We start from the raw sequence: 15811 nt of genomic DNA, 5'->3' as shown, positions 1-15811 counted from the left end.
ATCTTGTTTGCCCTAGTATAATGCGTATTCAGGGTTTAACGCGCTAACGAAGCGTTAAACCTAAGGCCGTTTCACGAGGAGGTGTGTGGTGAGATCGTATGCGTCCGGCGATGAACTAGCCGCAGAGATTACTAAGCGTGGCGAACTTTTTATCGGCGAGTTCGTAGGCGTTCCTGGCGATGGTTGGGACCGGCTGGTTGACGGTGTTGACCGCACGCCCCGGCAGATGATCGCCTACCAGCTTGGCTGGATGGAATTACTGCTCGGCTGGGAACGTGATGAACAAGCCGGTCTTGACGTGGTGACTCCGGCACCTGGTTTTAAGTGGAATCAACTGGGCGGATTGTATGAATCGTTCTACCAACGCTGGGAGCAGGTATCTACTGAGGATTTGATCGACAGGTTCAAGATCCTGCTTGGTGAGATAGTCAAAATGGTGGGCGGCCTAACCGAATCAGAATTGTTTGGTTCGGGTCAGCGTGCGTGGGCTTCTTCTACCCCGTCGGCGTGGCCGGTGTGGAAATGGGTGCATATCAACACCGTCGCGCCATTTACGACGTTTCGCACCAAAATCAGGAAGTGGAAGAAACTGGCAGCCTGCTAGCAATAGGCACGGTGAATTCAGTGCCGATTCTGAAGACGAACCGGATCTCGTTGGCTCCGATAACGGCATGGTCGATGAGCGCTGTCCACTGGGATGGTTGAAAATGCTGGATGGGCTTGTCGGCCAACTGGGTGTAGGCGGTTTTGATCGCAGTGGCCTTGGCGCTCTTGGCAGTAATCTCGGCCTTGATGGCTTGTTCGCGGCCCAGGGTTTTCTGGTATTTAGCTTCTAACTGGGTGTATTTGGCGAGGTATTGGTTCTGGTCTTGCGCTACCCGCTGATTTTCTGCAACCAATGCTTCAATCTCGCTGGCAAGAGCGCGGATTTTCTCGTCTAGGCGCTTGGACTCCGCTTCGAGCTGGTCTGTATTAAACATGGCGTCGATGACCTGTGGTAGATGGCTTTCTCCGCGATATTGTTCAGCCAACTGGCCTAGGGCGGCGAGGAATGCGGTTTGGATTTGCTCATCACGCAAGGTGGCAGTCTGACAGGGACGGGGATGGTCGTATTTTTGGTTGCACCGCCAGATCGTGTGCTTGTATTTGGTGTTTGATGCCCAGGTTTTTCGTCCGTACCAGGCACCGCAGTCGGCGCATTTTAGGCGGCTGGCGAACAGCCCGATTTTGGCGGTGTTGGTTGCGTGGCGGGTGGCCAGCTCGTATTGAACTTGATCCCAGACGGGCGCATCAATAATCGGCTCGTGGTTTCCGGTGACGTAGTATTGCGGGACTTCGCCCTCGTTTACTTCGATTCGTTTGGTTAGGAAGTCAGCGGTGAACGTTTTCTGGAGCAGGGCGTCGCCTTTATATTTCTCATTGGTCAAGATGGAACGCACGGTTGAGGTGGACCAGTTGGTTTTACCGCGCGGGGTCAAAATACCGCGACGTTGTAGCTCGGCACGGATTTCGGTGATCGATGAGCCGTCTAGAAACAGCTGGTAGATCAAGCGCACGGTCGGGGCTTGGGTCTCATCAATAGCGAGGTTACCGTCAGCGCCTTTCTTATATCCCAGTAGCGAGGAGTAGGGCACCATGACTTTCCCATCAGCGAAGCGCCTGCGATGTCCCCAGGTGACGTTCTCAGATATGGAGCGAGATTCTTCCTGGGCAAGACTACTCATGATGGTGATGAGTAGTTCGCCTTTAGAATCAAGGGTCCAAATGTTTTCTTTCTCGAAATACACCTCCACACCGGCTTCTTTTAGCTGGCGGACGGTGGTCAGTGAGTCGACGGTGTTACGAGCAAACCGCGAGACACTCTTGGTGAGGATCAGATCAATTTCCCCTGCCAATGCGTCGGCGATCATGGCTTGGAAGCCCTCACGGTGTTTGGTGGAAGTACCGCTAATGCCTTCGTCGGCATACATGCCAGCAAACACCCAATCAGCACGCGATTGGATGTGGGCTGTGTAGTAATCGATTTGGGTTTGATAGCTGGTGGCTTGTTCTTCCATATCGGTGGACACCCTTGCGTAGGCTGCCACCCGGCGTTTGGAGCTAAAACCTGAAAGCGCGCTGTCGTGGATGCGTGTCTTGGTTGCTGGTATCGCGGTAATCGTAGCCACTGTTATTCTCCTTCCAGCTGGGCCAGCGCTATGATTGTCTGGCGCTGATCGTCATGGGTGAAGATCAACTTGTCTTTCATGACCGTGATGCAAGATAGGCGGGACATGATTTCTTCCTCATTCCACTTAGCCAGCGTGAGGATCTTGATTACTGTTTGTTTGAGTCGGGTTTCTTTGAGGTCCGGCCCACAAGTATTGCCTTGCCCGAGGCATGCTCCCCAGCAACGCCAAATCTTGTAAGCACCAGCCTTTCGGTAGCGGGTTTTACGCTGATAATTCCTGCCACACGAGGCACACTTGATCCTGGAAGTAAAACAGCCCGTGGCAAGCGACGGCGTGGCAGCAAGACCAAGCCTGCGGCGACGCGCTAACTCTGTTTGTACTTGTTGGAAGGTCTCTGTGTCGATGATGGCGGGATGGGAGTCTTCAACCCAGTAGCGCTCCAACTCGCCATTGTTTTTTACTTCTCGTTTGGCGCCGATAGCGGGGATGAAGGTTTTTTGAAGCATCTGGTTTCCGGTGTAGCGCTCGTTTTCAAGGATGCGGCGAGCAAGATTCGGATCAAGAGGCTTACCTGTTAGGGAGCGGTAGCCTTCAGCGTTAAGTTGAGCCACGGTTTTCTCAGGCGATATCCCTGCCAGGAAGCTGGTGTAGATGCGTCTGATGGCTTCGGCTTCGCGCGTCTCGATGTGGAAGCGTTCTCCGTCCCAGCGGTAGCCGTAAAGGACAAACGAATTCGTTTTGCCTTGTTTGAAACCTTGCCTAATCGCCCACTTCACATTCGCTGACAGTGAGGCGGATTCTTCTTGGGCGAACGATGCCAGCAGCGTCAAAAGTAGCTCGCCATCAGCGGTGGCAGTGTCGATATGTTCACGCTCGAACCGGATGGAAACACCCAAGTTTTTTAGTTCGCGCACGATACGAAGCAGGTCGAGCGTGTTGCGGGCGAGCCTGGAGATCGACTTGCACAACACAATATCCACCCCGCCATTCCTGGCGAGCTCCATCAAGTCTGCTAGGCCTTGTCGGCCGCTGGTTTTAGTGCCGGTGATTCCCTCATCGGTGAAAACTCCCGCGTAGACCCAGCCGGGGGTGGATTGGATGAGTCGCGAATAATAAGAAACCTGGGCGGCGATAGAGGACAGCTGGCGCTCCCTTGCTGTGGATACCCGCGCGTATGCTGCGACATTCACCAGCTTCACTCTCACTGGCTTGGCCGGTGTCACCTGCTCGATCTTCGCCACTATTCCTCCTCACCTCTAAACTGATTGGTGCTTGTGTCTATACACGCTCTAAACATGGCGTTTATCCAGTCAAAACCAATAATTTCCGGCGCTGATAAACCGGCCGACACATCTCCGCCAGTTGGGCGTACAAGGCTTCGTGCTCGCTAGCACTGATCACCCTGTTCGTTGCAAGACAGGCAAGCATTGTGGCATCGCGAATAAAGCCAAGCTCACGAGCAAACACAGCGCTGTCGGCAAGTTGATCAACCAAAGGGGTAGGCGGGTTCATTTGCGTCCGCCTCTGGTACCAAAACGTGAGCGAACATAACAAGCATGGCTGCAGTATTGTTGGCTGGGCTTATCTGAGGAGTTGAAGGTTTGTCCGCAGGCTTGGCAGGTTTTCGGCCGGTGTAGACTAGCCCTCCAGGACTGATGACGACACGAGCTACCACAGAATCTTGCGCGCGGATCCACGCTGGCCAGCGAACTCCCACACCAGGAGCAGACACGCTCCTGTATCTCGCTCTTAGCTTCAAGGCTGTGTTTGATGCACCATGCGCGCACCTGGTCACGGCTAAGGCCACAAAATTCTGCGATCTTCTTATAACCCCACCCGTTGGCACGCAGGTTAGCGATGCGTAGTTGATCTAGTTGGTTCAAAGAAACTCACCATCCTCTCAACCAACTGCCGACCAATCCGCATCTGTTAAATCGCACCGCCTGTAAAACGGAAAAAGGGCCCCGCCACCACCTCACGAATGTGAGGCAGCAGCGGGGCCGATTAGTAAGGAAATATGTATGGGCTTGCTAGCTGAGTTTCTGGTTTACACGGGCCTGAACAGCGTCGTAGAGACTGCCGAGTCTGCGTCGACGTTCGTCACCGTTTCCGTAGTCGCCACGAATCACCGCGTCAGCCAGAGCATCAATATTTGGTGCTGCTGGGGCGGGTGCGGCTCCGAGCTTCTCGTTTACACGCTTTTGCACGGCGTCGTAGAGGCTACCGAGTCGGGCGCGGCGGGTATCTCCGTTTCCGTAGTCTCCACGGATAACAGCGTCAGCCAATGCGTCAATGTTCGGTGTCGCAGTCGCAGGATTTGGTGCTGGTGTAGAGCTATTTCCAGTCATCTGGTCATACCAGTACCGCGCACGCGCCATATAGGTTTCCCTTTGGTTTCCTGCGATGGATGCCGGGCATTCGGTCGGGCTGAAATGACTGTGCCCGAAGATGTTCTTACCCCATTCGGGTCGGCCGAGCTTGTAGTAGACGCAGAGTGCTGCGACGAGGTGTGCACCATTTTCTAAACACACGTCTGATATCCGCCACGGATTGCTCGAGCAATCTGCGTGTTCGATACCAATGCTGGTGAGGTTGGCATCCCAGTTGCCAGCGTGCCAAGCAGTATCCCTGTCCCACACGAGCTGCCCAATAATGCCGGTACTTTCTACCTGATAGTGTGCGCTGGCTTGTCGGGTTTGCCAGGTGTCGAAGCAGCCACGCACGCTTAGGTTTCCAGCGTTGTGGTGCAAGATGATCTTGTCGATTGCCCTGCCTTGCCGTCCTTTCGAGTAGTGCTTATCGAGTAGCAGGTTGATGTCAGCATCAAGACTGTTCCAGTTCTTCATAATGATTGTTCTCCGATCTCTTGATTGGGTGGTTTTAGGGAATGGTGAAAATGATGAGTGCAAGCAGGTAGATCAACGGACCCAGCATCCAGGAGAGGATGAGTCCGAGTAGCAGCCACACCCCAGCAATAAAAAGCGCTAGTACACAGATAAGAATGAGCGCCTTGACGAATGCAGTCAGCCGGGGTTTCACTACTGCTCCAGCTCGTCTGGTTCAGCACGACGCGGCTGGTAGTTTGGCTTGGTGGTGTCGGTGCGGGGTGTGGGTACCAGATAGTTCACTCGAGTCCCACTACCTGCCGGATCAGTAGACTTACTGCCAGCAACACCAGTAGTTTTTTCCTCTGGCTGAGTTTCGCCGCGTTGCTTGATCACGTCCAAAGCCTGGCGCAAACCATTCGGGATCGGCAGACCTAGCAGCCCTGCGTTTTCGAGGACGGAGATGCCTTCGTTGGATAGGTAGAAGAAAATTGTCGCAGTTCTCAAGACTCCGGGGGTGCCAAGAACATGCACGTCTAATAAGTGGGCGAGGCCGATGAGGTTGAAGATTAGGATTTTGCGGGCGATACCGCGAAACCCTACCGAGCTGGATAGTTTGTGGGCGTTGATAGCGGCGAGCATGCCGGTTAGATAGTCGATAACAGTGAATGCGACTATCGCGTATAGCAGGGAGTCAGTTCCGCCAAGGAATGCTCCTAGCCAAGCACCCATAGCGGTGATGACGCCTTGGATAGTGACCCAGATAGATTTAATGGACATGTCGAGTGGTTCCTTTCAAAAGACAAAGAAAAACGCCCGACACAGGGTGTAGGGCGCATAAAAATGCCCACCAAAAACTGGTAGGCGTAAGTAGCTGGAAACTGTAACCTTTGAGGTTATAGGTCTGGCAGGTTGGGGTTGGTAAGCACTTCTAAAATCGGCATTCTTAGATCGAGGTGTGCTTCACGCGGGCTGGCCGTCTCGCCTGATTTCTCGTCGGTAGGTTGTGCTGGTGGTGCTGGTGTGGGATCAGAGGGAATAGAAACAATCGGTTCTTCACTCATCGTTAGTCTCCTTGGCTAGTGCGTCAGCGATGGCGTCGTAAAGCACGTCGAAGGCCTCCGCTGCTTCTCCCGATAGTTCACCGTCATAGCCATCAAGCAGAGCTTTAATGTCGGCTAGGTGACGGCCGTATGTGGGCCCGGAAACCTCGGCAGCACTATCGAATAATTCCTGGCGTAGGGCAAAAAATTCTTGCGCCTTTTCCGGGGTTGCGAGACTGAATGTTCCATCGGTATTGATGATGGGCTTGCCAGCATCGTCGAGGGTTGCGTATTGGCTGATTAGTTCGTATTCGTCGCCTCCGAAGCGTGTAGAGGCTTCACGTACCAGATGCAGTAGTTTGGTACGCGCACGTGAGGCGGCTGGCTTCAGCGACATGCCAGCCAGCAGTTCGGTGACCGCGGCGAGCTGATCATTGGGAAGAAGAATTTTCATGTTGGTTTCCTTTCATGCGAGATTGGTGGACATTTTCTGGTAGCCGGTGTTGTCGAAATAGGTCCAGGAGATGGAGCCATCGGCGCGGGAGGTGATTTTAGAAATCCAGCCTTGGTTCAAGAGCCCAAGTATTCCGTTAACGCGGTTCATCAAATCCCCAACACGGTCGAATAATCTCGTCATGTTGTAGAACGAGCCGTTGGTAACAACCATGACGTCGTAGGTATGAAACACAACCTTCGACAAAGCGGTTGGCCCCACCCAGCCCGGATGCGTACCACGCCCCTGCAAAGACACGTCCTGCAAGGTGACATAGCGGTTTGCGCTGGTGTAGAACTTGTAACCGTTTGTGCGCAGATCAGAACCTAAATGAATGCCGGCTGAACCGTAGAACTTGCCTTTAGGATCCAGCGTCAAGCACGTGTAGAAGGTACCGTTCGCTTGTGTCTGGTATGTCCATGCCACGTAGTCGCCTTGGTTGGCTAATGACATGGAGATGCCTTGAATGTTTTCGTTGTTCTTTTTGCCACCACGCGACAGCTCACCGACGTAACGGTCGCCATACCAAAACTGCATACCCCGAGAACTAATTGTTCCCTCCAACCGGGAACCGTTATACCAAGAGATTTGAGTGGGGCTGATGCGAATATTCTGATTCCACCCCGCCAATCCAACCTGGATAGCATTAGTCGCGAGCTTATCGGCCGTAATCGAATGAGAAGCAATACGCGCAGCGTTCAAATACCCAGTGGTGATCTTGCTGGCATCTATGTAAGCAATCTTCGCCGAGGTTATAGCCGCATCACGGATCATCACTGTTTGGATAAACCCATTGCTGATGGTCAACTTGTCGGAGGTGATGGAGCCTGCGGCGATCCTGGCTGCTGCTAGGGTGCCGGTGGTTATTTTATCTGCTGACAGCTGAGAGATTTTAGCGTTAGTGATCGCCGCATCAGCAATCATCGCCGTGCCGATAATTCCGTTGTCGATAGTGGTCTGCCCAGTGATATGCACCCGTTTGCCGTCGATGAGGATGGTTTCAGGTGAAATGTTGATTTGGTTGATGACATCGCCTTTAGCCACACGCAGGTTGATGTTGTTGCTCATCATGGCGATAGAGCCCCACACGTTTTGTAGGTTATCGCTCAACGTAATCTTCAAACCCTCAACGCCCTCACTAGCCTGACTAGCAGTCTTGACCGCCTGGTCGGCTTGTTTGCGCGCCGCCGCAACATCACTGGCTGCTTTCGCTACGCTAGCTTGGGCTTGACCAGCCAAATCCCCAGCTTGTCTAGCGGCTTGTTTAGCCTGGGCAACCTCGGTTTTTGCTTGCTCTAACTCAGCCGATACTTGCGCGTGGTTAAGGTCGGTGGCGAGTGCTACCCAGCCGGGCTGACCAGTATCAGTAACGCGGTAGATCCAGATTCCTACTTGCTCACCATTTTCTTTAAACCACACATCCCCAAGCCGGGCGGATACAGGTTGGGTGGTGCCATAGTGGTTGGTGTTTTTCCCATCCGCGCTAGCTAGCGCAATACTTGCTGCCTGCTGGGCTTGGATAGCCTCGGCGCGGGCAGTGGTAATGGTGTGGGTGATGTCGGTGAACTTCCCAGCAGCACTGCCCAGCTCAATCGAAATGTATTCACCTGCGAGTGGGTCGAAGTCATAAGCAACAACCCTAGCGGTCAGTGCGACATTGAGGTCGCTGTGGCGAACCGTCACAGTATCGCCGAGAGCCACGGTTTCTAGGTCGCAAAAACCCTCATATTCTTTCGTCGAAGCCAGATCCACAAACGAGATCTTGTAAGCGCAATGCGGTTGATCGACATGACAACTAGAGAACTCAGCTTTCGCTAGTTCACGCAATCTCGCATGAGCCTGAGCAAGTGGCAACTCATCATCACGCGGTTTGTCCGCATCCTTAATGGCTTTGACCTGCCCATAGCGGATGACCTTGATACGCGGGCAGATATAGTCGCTGATGCGAGGGCTGTCCACATACAATTCAGGCAGGAGCAGACCGTCGTAACCAACCGGCAAAATCCGGGTAACTATCGTGGTGTAGTCCAGGCTCGATTCGTATCCGGACAGGTTCTTACGATCTCTAATAACCACGCCATGATTAGCGCCTCTGCGGGGTGTGTGGTGAATGTGCCAGTTATCGAAAGTAAGCTCTCCGCCCCAACGGGAGATAAAACTGTTGTCTGCTTTGGTATCGAGGATTGCGGCGGCTAGCGGTTGGCGCACGATTCGAGCCGAAGCTCGCGACACATTATCGGAGCTAGTGGCGGTAAAGCCGTGCGTGTTTTTGGCGGCATTGAGTAAGTGCTTGAGTGCATCAGCGGCAGTTTTGTTGACCACATAGGTGTCGGCGATCAGGTTTGCTGCTAGGTCATAAAACACGTGATGAGCTGTCACCTCGAGCATTCCATCGAGCGTGGTGACCACCTCAGTAATGCGGAAACCCTGACGATCCTCCACGCCAGGTACGGGTGCTGCGACGATGTTCTCAAGACGCAGGTGCTTGGCTGCCCAACCATCAGCTGGGTAACTAAACGACAACATGAAGTGGCTGCCTAGTTCCTCGCTCACGACCGGGTCAATGATCTCGCGGTCGAGAACAGCCAAACCATTAGTGGTGAAGGTTTTAGCAACACGGTTGTGAACCGAAATCATAGGTTTTACTCCTTACTAGAGGGTGCGCCAGTTGCCAGTAACCGCTACCTTCGCTAGGCCCGCACCGAGTTCTATGTGATTCTCACCGACGGCAAGCTGCGGAAAAGACCCGCTTAAAGCATCGATTTGGGTTTTTCCGCACACGTGAGTGATCATGCGAGTCGAATCGAGCGTGATCTGATCTACTGGTGAGGAGACTTTGTAGCGCTGTCCATTGATCGTCAGCACCAGCTGCCCAGTGCCGAACAAGGTTATTTCTGGATCGGATGGCAGCAGGCCAGGGTTGATGATCGTTGCCGTGCTGGTGAGGGTGATCGGTTTTAGCCCTGTGGCGAGATAGGTGAACGGCTGGCAGGTGAGGTTGGCTTGGAACATGCCCCAGCCAGCCATCTCCTGGGCAAGCGGCGAAACCTCTACATGTTTTATGTATCGGAATAGACCAGGCTCACCACTAAACGAGATCGTTGAAGCCTCCATCAAGGCAAGGCATGCTTGCCGATAAGCCTCCAACCCACCCTGAACCGCTAACGGCAGGCCTATTTCCGTGTCTTTCCAGCCGGTGAACCAGGTTAAAGAACCTGCTCTGCCACTCACTTCGATATCGTCAACCCGCCGTGCAGCAGCTGGAATCTCAACTGGAGCAGTGAACCGCAAACCAAGATCCCGAGAGGAGGTTTCGTGGTCGAGAGTAAACCCATACATCGCTTTACACTCCTGCCGTGATTAGGTTACTGCGCCTTGATAGTCGTGAGAGTTGAGCGTCGATGCGGGGCGCGAGTTTGCCTACCAGTGTTCCGTCATTGAGCACGACTTGGACATCCAGGCTGCTTAGAATTCTGCGGGCAGCTGTATCCACGACCGATTCGACGTCTACCGGCTGGCGGTCTTTCAGCGTTGCAGCAACGTCAGCTCGAAGCGCGGTGGCGGGTTCGAGATTAATACTCGGTAGCGACAAATCCGCGTCACTGATACTGACGGGCACGTCAACGCCTTCTGCCAGCGCGTCCATGGCGCTCAACGTGTCGGCGGCCATGTCTGCGGCTGCATCAGCTGCCTTGTACCCCTCGGATGTGATCGCTCCGGCGAGGCCTGCTACGAGCATGTCACCAACCCACGCCATTTGTTTGGAAGGACTGTGGATACCAAAGAACCCGAGAATCCCATCCCAAATTGAAGATACCCAGCCAGATACCTTGTTCCACAACCAACCCGCCAGTGATTGGATGCCCTGCCACAAACCAGAAACCAGGGACGCACCAGCTGAGATCATCTGACCAACCCCACCCAACACCGCGCTAACGATACCGCTAATAATTTGCGGGATAGCCGAGACAATCGTGCCAATAATTTGCGGTAGCGCACCAATAAGCGCCGTCAGTAGCTGGATGCCAGCTTGCACTAACTGCGGTATGGCTCCACCGATAGCCGAGACCACTGCAGAAATAATCTGCGGCAGTGCGGCCACGATCGTTGTAATGATTTGTGGCAATGCACCAATCAAAGCCACAAACAACTGGACACCAGCTTGAATCAACTGTGGAATCGCACCCAACACACCGTTAATTACCGCCGTAATAATCTGTGGCAAAGCCATAACAATCGCAGTAATAATCTCAGGCAGAGCGCTCACTAAAGAGGTGAGTAGTTGGATGCCGGTTTGAATGATCTGCGGAATAGCACTTATCAGGAAATCCACCAGCCCCTGAATAATCTGCGGCAAAGCCTCAACAAGCACCGGGATAGCCGCAATCAAACCCTGGGCAAGACCAATAATTAACTGCAGGGCTGCATCCAAAATAAGTGGCAAATTATCGATGAGTCCCTGGATCATGGTCATCAGCATTTCTACCGCCGCCGGGATCAGTTCCGGTAGAGCCTCACCAATACCCGAAACGAGTGTGGCGATAATCTGGACCGCAGCTTCCAACAGGCTCGGAAGTGCCTCAATAATCGCTTCCACCAATGCCACAATCAACGTCACGGCAGTTTCTGCCAAGGAAGGCAGAACAGCGATAATGCCCTCCAACAAAGAGGTGAGGATACTCATCCCGGTATCTACCACTTGCGGAAGCTGGCTAGAAATAAACTCCAGAGCCTCTTGCAAGATCTGTCCGAGGGTGTCGATAAAGGCCGGGGCACCCCCGGTCTCGAACGCTTCGGTGAGTTCATCGACCCAACCATTAACCATCGGCATCACCGTGCCAGCCAAGACTGTGGTCAAACCTCCAGCAAGTAAGCCTTTAAGGTTATCGACCCCGTCTTTTAGCGTAGCTAGTTGGCCAGAGAAGGTTTTGGATTGGGCATCCATCGCCCCATAAAACCGGCCACCCTCACTTGTGGCACTAGCAAACGCATCCGCAACCATATCCGCACTGATCGCGCCCTTAGCCATTTCTTCTTTGAGCTCACCGATACTTTTACCGGTCTTACGGGAAATCTCCTCTAAAGGGTTGAAGCCGGCGTTAATCATCTGGTTCAAATCCTGGCCCGTCAGCTTGCCAGTAGAGCTCATTTGAGCAAACGCCAACGTGAGGGATTCGAACTTTCCAGCATCCCCCTGGCTGATATCACCTAACTGTTTGAGGCGTACCTGGGATTCTTCAGCGCTCATGCCGAACCCCATCAACGTTTGGGTGGCCTTGGCTAGATCCTCCATCCCAAAGGGAGTGCGAGCCGCTTCCAACTTGAGGTTATTAACCAGTTTCTGAGCCTTGGCTTGATCACCCAGCATCGTAGTAAACGAAGTGGTGTATTGCTCCATCCGGGCGTTATAATCCAGACCATCCTTTAAAGCCCCGACCATGCCCCGCCCAATAGAAGAAATAGCATGCCCAATAGCTTTAACCCCACCAACAACAGCTTCCGCTGCCAGGCTGGCTTTAAGCACGTCACCAAAAATGCGGGTCTTCGAACTGGTACCATCCATCTGAGAGCCCAGCTCGTCTACAGCATTTTCTAGGTGTCCAGTGTCCTTAGCGGCAGTTTTCGCATCATCACCCGCACCGTCAGCCTCATCACCAAACTTGGAAAGAGCACAATTATTCTCTTTAAGCTCGCCCTCAAGACCATTCAAAGTCGCCTGAGCGTTATTGAGCTGAATCTGCCAATTCTTCGTACGAGAATCGTTGTCACCAAACGAAGCCGCAGCATTATCCAACGCAGCCTTGAGAGTTTCGACTTTGGAGCGCTGCGCCTCAATCTCCTTGGCCAGCACCTGATTTTTGGCCGTCAAAGACGAAACCGAGACCTCGTTCTTATCAAAGGCTGACGCAGCCAGCTTCATCTCCGAACCGAGTACCCGCATCTCGCGGTTAATATCCGTGATCGCGCGCTTAAACTCCCGCTCACCCTCCAGGCCAATCTTCAAACCAAAAGACGAATCAGCCATGATCTATTCCTTAATATTGAGTTGCATATAGTTTTTAGGAGAGAAAAATGACAGAAGCGATCAAGAATCAGATTGATTTCGATGTGCGCGCATTTGCTGAAATGCTGACGGAGCTGCCGGCTAGGACGCCCATTGCGTCGCGGTTTGAAGACGCTGACCCGCAGAAGGACGGACATTGGTGGGCATCTCAGCGCGAGCACATGATCTTTTTCTTCATGGATAGGCTCTATCCCGAGGTGCACTATAGGAAGAACCTTGCACCCAGGAAGGTCAACTTGTCAGCACGCGAGGCTTATAATCGGATTAAACATGCGGAAGCACTTGTATGGATCGCAGAAGCGCTCCACGTTCTTCCTGACGACAAACTGGAATCCTTATGTCACGATGCACTCAAGATCGAACGTAATAAGCGTCCGAAGTTCTTTAGAGACCAGGGATTGGATTGGGATGTGGTCGCCCCTCATGCACGACATCGACCTGAACTTCTAGGAAGAGAACAGGCTTCGTCCGTTCTGAAAGAGAGCAGCGATAAGATTAACTGTTCTAAACTCCTGCTGGTATCACATCGTCGATAAACCAGATGCGTTTCGGTACGGCTCTGCCTGTTTCGATGCGCCAGCAGTCCACCAGATCTAATAGTTCACCGAATATGGTCAGGTCGATTTGCGTGCGGGTTAGTCCCAGGTGGGCGAGCCCGATATAGGTTAGGCGGGTAAAGATTGCCTCGTCACTATCTATTAGGTGTCCTTTTTCTTGGTTTGCCCTTTTGGGTCTGGGGTCTCGGTCATGATTGCTCGCCGGGTGCCGCGTTGGAGTGCCTGGGCGATAGCCTCTCGGTAGTCAGCTAAATCTGCAGGCACAGTTAGTAACTCCACTGCTTCTGCGGTCAGCTCTGGGCGCTTATCGTCTGGATGGGTGAGGTTGTGTATTTGTACGGACTGGTTAGCGAGCAGGGCGATGAGCCAGATTACCTCACCGAGTGACTTATCCATATCTTCGCTAGTTTCCAGGGCTTGACCTAAATGTTCTAGCCCTCCGTAACGTTGAGCTATAAGGCGGGTCGCGCGGGTAGTCAGAACGAGTTCGTATTCTTGACCTGCGATAGTGATTGTCGCGCTTTTTAAAGAGGGGCTACCGGCCGGGCTGGTTTGGGTTTTCGCTGTCATGGCTTACCTGCTGTTCTAGTTGTTTGTCGGTTTAATGCTGGTTGTAGCGGCAGGCTCATACACCTGCCTGTACCAGCTGGAGATCGTCTCAGCTTTCACGCCGGTGGCTCCTTCGGTGACTTCGGCTTTCCACGGGTGCTTGCCGGTAGCGTCTGGTTTGTTACGGCGCAGGATCGTTCCCTCAATACTCGGGGTAGAGAACGTGATCGAATCAGCTTTGGTCGCCAGCGTGGTTCCCGGCAGAGCAAATTTGACGCGGTAAAGCCAAAAATACTGGTACTTCCCGTTAGAGCGTGCAGCTCTAAAACCAATAGCCACGGGTGCGCCACCATCCTCAGAAGTGCTGATAAGTACCCCGTTGGCGTCCAGTCTCGCACCAGTTAAGGCAGCTGCAGCCTCTGCCCCGAGATCATCAACCCCAAGAGTGAGCGTTCCAGATTTGAATTCCTTGACAATCTCGGATGCCCCGTCATCGGCATACAAAATTGCCTCAGCCACCTCCACAGACAATTCTGCAGATATTGCTTTAGCGAGCGGTTTAGGTGTGGCATAGGTTTCCTCACCGCTGGTGGGATCTTCGCTAATGCTCGCGTAGTAGAGCTTGTCTAAACCAATAGTTGCCATGATGTTTCTCCTTTATAGGTTGTAAGAATGGTAGGTGGCAATGTCGATTGAATAGTGGTGAAAACCGGTATCCGCCTCGTATCCGATATAGCGGCGAGCAGCAACCGTCAGCCCTTCATCAATTAGGGCTCGGGTGAGCTGGTTACGCAGCCCCAGGTAGTTGGTTTTCGTGAACAGTGCGATGCGGACTTCTTCGACCTCAATACCGGGCTGGTTGTCGGCGAAGATGTCGAAAGAATCTGTTAACGGGGTGAAGACTAGATACGTGTCTGGGGCTGGGGAATCGGTGTAGCAGCTGACTGCATAGGCGAGCCCAAGTTGTTTAGCGATTTGGCTTAGGTTTTCTAAAAGCCCGCTCATGGTTTCACCTGCTGGATTCGCGCGGCTAGGGTTTGTTTCATTGCGTCTATTGCGGCTCGCCTGGTTTGTGAACGCGTGGGGGCTAGGAAGGGTCTAGCGGGCTGGTTGGAGCGTCCGTGTTCGAGGACGTTAGCGATTAGTGCGTTAGCTCTACCATCGTCTCGGTTCTCGGCGAAACCGACTTTGACGTTGTAGTCTCCGCGGCTATTGACTTTTACTGGCGCGGTTCCTAGCGCTTTGGCGAGCTGACCGGTAGAGCGGGAGGGCTGTTTCGTTGAGCTGTCGATTGCTGCAGAAAGGTTAGAGCGCATACGCGGCTCCACTATGTTAGCTCCGGCTTTAAGTACTTTCTCAGCGGAGTTATCAAGGATGTTGCTGGCTGAGTCGAGTGCGTCAATGAAATCGTTGGGAAGCTTGATTTGTACTCTAGCCATCAGGGTGCTCCTTCTGCTTCGGTGCGGTGAGCCAAAATCTCGACATAGCGGCCGAGGTATTCGACAGCATCAATAACGTACCTGCCACGTGCGGAGCTGATTTGCATCGCCTCGGTTATTTTTATGCCGGGTATTGCTCGGATCCTAAATAACAGGTCTGCTTTGGTGTAGGCGGCGCGGTTGACCCAAGCCGGGGAAGCATGGCGCACCTGCATAAATGCGCGCACCGAAGCAATAACCTCATCACGAGTCGTGGCGAACCCAGCAGCGTCTTTAGTAACCACTGGCCGTATCAAGTCGATATGCTCGCTCATTTTTCCAAGCGTTGCCACAGGGCGCGCCTTTCTTTAGATTTTCCAGTCCCGATCCAGACGAAGCAGGGTGTTAACCGCGTTCCACACGGCGCGGGCAGCATCGGTTTTGTCTGCCCAAAACCCGGCGGTTGCTCCATCTCTGGATTCGTAAAAATGGGTGGCGAGCATGATAATGCCTTGCCGGGTTGCCTGCGACATGGGCTGCGTTTGGTAGTAGCCCTCGGGCAAATGTTGGTAAGCGGTGGCATAGGAGGTGGCAGCCAAAACAAACGAGGCAATCAAAGAATCATCCTCGCTATGGTTGACCAGTAGATTCTGCTTGACTAAAGCCATGAGTTCGTCTGTTTTCATGGCTG

Annotated in this window: 19 protein-coding genes; 2 read left to right on the top strand and 17 right to left on the bottom strand. The window is 53.2% G+C overall.

What is annotated here, in order from left to right:
- Window positions 1-88: 88 nt before the first annotated feature.
- The gene (locus BQ5456_RS04205; RefSeq protein ID WP_071128896.1) at window positions 89-604 is read left to right on the top strand and encodes a ClbS/DfsB family four-helix bundle protein; all 516 of its coding nucleotides are present in this window, start codon (window positions 89-91) and stop codon (window positions 602-604) included.
- Here the strand turns inward: BQ5456_RS04205 and BQ5456_RS04200 are convergent.
- From BQ5456_RS04200 to BQ5456_RS04160, 11 genes are all read right to left on the bottom strand, one after another.
- Entirely contained in the window at window positions 573-2168 is a 1596-nt protein-coding gene (locus BQ5456_RS04200; protein WP_071128895.1) for a recombinase family protein, read from the bottom strand. The genes BQ5456_RS04205 and BQ5456_RS04200 overlap by 32 nt on opposite strands.
- A 2-nt stretch (window positions 2169-2170) precedes the next feature.
- Entirely contained in the window at window positions 2171-3412 is a 1242-nt protein-coding gene (locus tag BQ5456_RS04195) for a recombinase family protein (protein WP_083378350.1), read from the bottom strand.
- 61 nt (window positions 3413-3473) lie between these two features.
- Complete coding sequence (locus tag BQ5456_RS04190; protein ID WP_071128893.1) at window positions 3474-3683, bottom strand: hypothetical protein; 210 nt, start codon at window positions 3681-3683, stop codon at window positions 3474-3476.
- Window positions 3680-4054 carry a helix-turn-helix domain-containing protein gene (locus BQ5456_RS10720; protein WP_408056652.1) on the bottom strand — a complete coding sequence of 125 codons (375 nt, stop codon included), beginning with the start codon at window positions 4052-4054 and terminating at the stop codon, window positions 3680-3682. The genes BQ5456_RS04190 and BQ5456_RS10720 overlap by 4 nt, the downstream gene beginning before the upstream one ends.
- A gap of 147 nt (window positions 4055-4201) precedes the next feature.
- Window positions 4202-5017, bottom strand: a complete 816-nt coding sequence (locus BQ5456_RS04185; protein WP_071128892.1) for an N-acetylmuramoyl-L-alanine amidase — start codon at window positions 5015-5017, stop codon at window positions 4202-4204.
- 192 nt (window positions 5018-5209) lie between these two features.
- A complete protein-coding gene (locus tag BQ5456_RS04180) occupies window positions 5210-5776 on the bottom strand; it encodes a phage holin family protein (protein ID WP_071128891.1) in 567 nt (188 codons plus the stop codon).
- A 116-nt stretch (window positions 5777-5892) separates the two neighbouring features.
- Window positions 5893-6060, bottom strand: a complete 168-nt coding sequence (locus tag BQ5456_RS10460; RefSeq protein WP_162840156.1) for a hypothetical protein — start codon at window positions 6058-6060, stop codon at window positions 5893-5895.
- Window positions 6053-6493 carry a DUF1617 family protein gene (locus BQ5456_RS04175; RefSeq protein ID WP_071128890.1) on the bottom strand — a complete coding sequence of 147 codons (441 nt, stop codon included), beginning with the start codon at window positions 6491-6493 and terminating at the stop codon, window positions 6053-6055. The genes BQ5456_RS10460 and BQ5456_RS04175 overlap by 8 nt, the downstream gene beginning before the upstream one ends.
- A gap of 12 nt (window positions 6494-6505) precedes the next feature.
- On the bottom strand, window positions 6506-9169 hold the full coding sequence (locus BQ5456_RS04170) for a phage tail spike protein (protein ID WP_071128889.1): 2664 nt from the start codon (window positions 9167-9169) through the stop codon (window positions 6506-6508).
- 15 nt (window positions 9170-9184) lie between these two features.
- Window positions 9185-9871 carry a hypothetical protein gene (locus BQ5456_RS04165; RefSeq protein ID WP_071128888.1) on the bottom strand — a complete coding sequence of 229 codons (687 nt, stop codon included), beginning with the start codon at window positions 9869-9871 and terminating at the stop codon, window positions 9185-9187.
- Between the two features lie 4 nt (window positions 9872-9875).
- Window positions 9876-12557: a phage tail protein gene (locus BQ5456_RS04160; protein WP_071128887.1), complete on the bottom strand. Its 2682-nt coding sequence runs from the start codon at window positions 12555-12557 to the stop codon at window positions 9876-9878.
- A gap of 47 nt (window positions 12558-12604) precedes the next feature.
- Between BQ5456_RS04160 and BQ5456_RS04155 the strand changes: the two genes are divergently transcribed.
- Window positions 12605-13132, top strand: a complete 528-nt coding sequence (locus BQ5456_RS04155; protein WP_071128886.1) for a hypothetical protein — start codon at window positions 12605-12607, stop codon at window positions 13130-13132.
- A gap of 162 nt (window positions 13133-13294) precedes the next feature.
- Here the strand turns inward: BQ5456_RS04155 and BQ5456_RS04150 are convergent, their stop codons facing one another.
- The 6 genes from BQ5456_RS04150 to BQ5456_RS04125 are packed head-to-tail and all read right to left on the bottom strand — an operon-like array spanning window position 13295 to window position 15806.
- A complete protein-coding gene (locus tag BQ5456_RS04150) occupies window positions 13295-13723 on the bottom strand; it encodes a polysaccharide deacetylase family protein (RefSeq protein WP_071128885.1) in 429 nt (142 codons plus the stop codon).
- A 15-nt stretch (window positions 13724-13738) separates the two neighbouring features.
- On the bottom strand, window positions 13739-14347 hold the full coding sequence (locus tag BQ5456_RS04145) for a major tail protein (RefSeq protein WP_071128884.1): 609 nt from the start codon (window positions 14345-14347) through the stop codon (window positions 13739-13741).
- A 12-nt stretch (window positions 14348-14359) separates the two neighbouring features.
- Window positions 14360-14707 (bottom strand): hypothetical protein, encoded by a 348-nt coding sequence (locus tag BQ5456_RS04140; RefSeq protein WP_071128883.1) that lies wholly within the window; start codon window positions 14705-14707, stop codon window positions 14360-14362.
- The gene (locus BQ5456_RS04135; protein ID WP_071128882.1) at window positions 14704-15141 is read right to left on the bottom strand and encodes an HK97-gp10 family putative phage morphogenesis protein; all 438 of its coding nucleotides are present in this window, start codon (window positions 15139-15141) and stop codon (window positions 14704-14706) included. Before BQ5456_RS04135 ends, BQ5456_RS04140 begins: the two co-directional genes overlap by 4 nt.
- Window positions 15141-15473, bottom strand: a complete 333-nt coding sequence (locus BQ5456_RS04130; protein WP_071128881.1) for a phage head completion protein — start codon at window positions 15471-15473, stop codon at window positions 15141-15143. Before BQ5456_RS04130 ends, BQ5456_RS04135 begins: the two co-directional genes overlap by 1 nt.
- A gap of 15 nt (window positions 15474-15488) precedes the next feature.
- On the bottom strand, window positions 15489-15806 hold the full coding sequence (locus tag BQ5456_RS04125) for a head-tail connector protein (RefSeq protein ID WP_071128429.1): 318 nt from the start codon (window positions 15804-15806) through the stop codon (window positions 15489-15491).
- Between the last annotated feature and the right edge of the window lie 5 nt (window positions 15807-15811).

This window comes from Varibaculum massiliense (assembly GCF_900106855.1).
Lineage (GTDB): Bacteria > Actinomycetota > Actinomycetes > Actinomycetales > Actinomycetaceae > Varibaculum > Varibaculum massiliense.
This window is presented reverse-complemented; position numbering and strand designations above follow the sequence as displayed.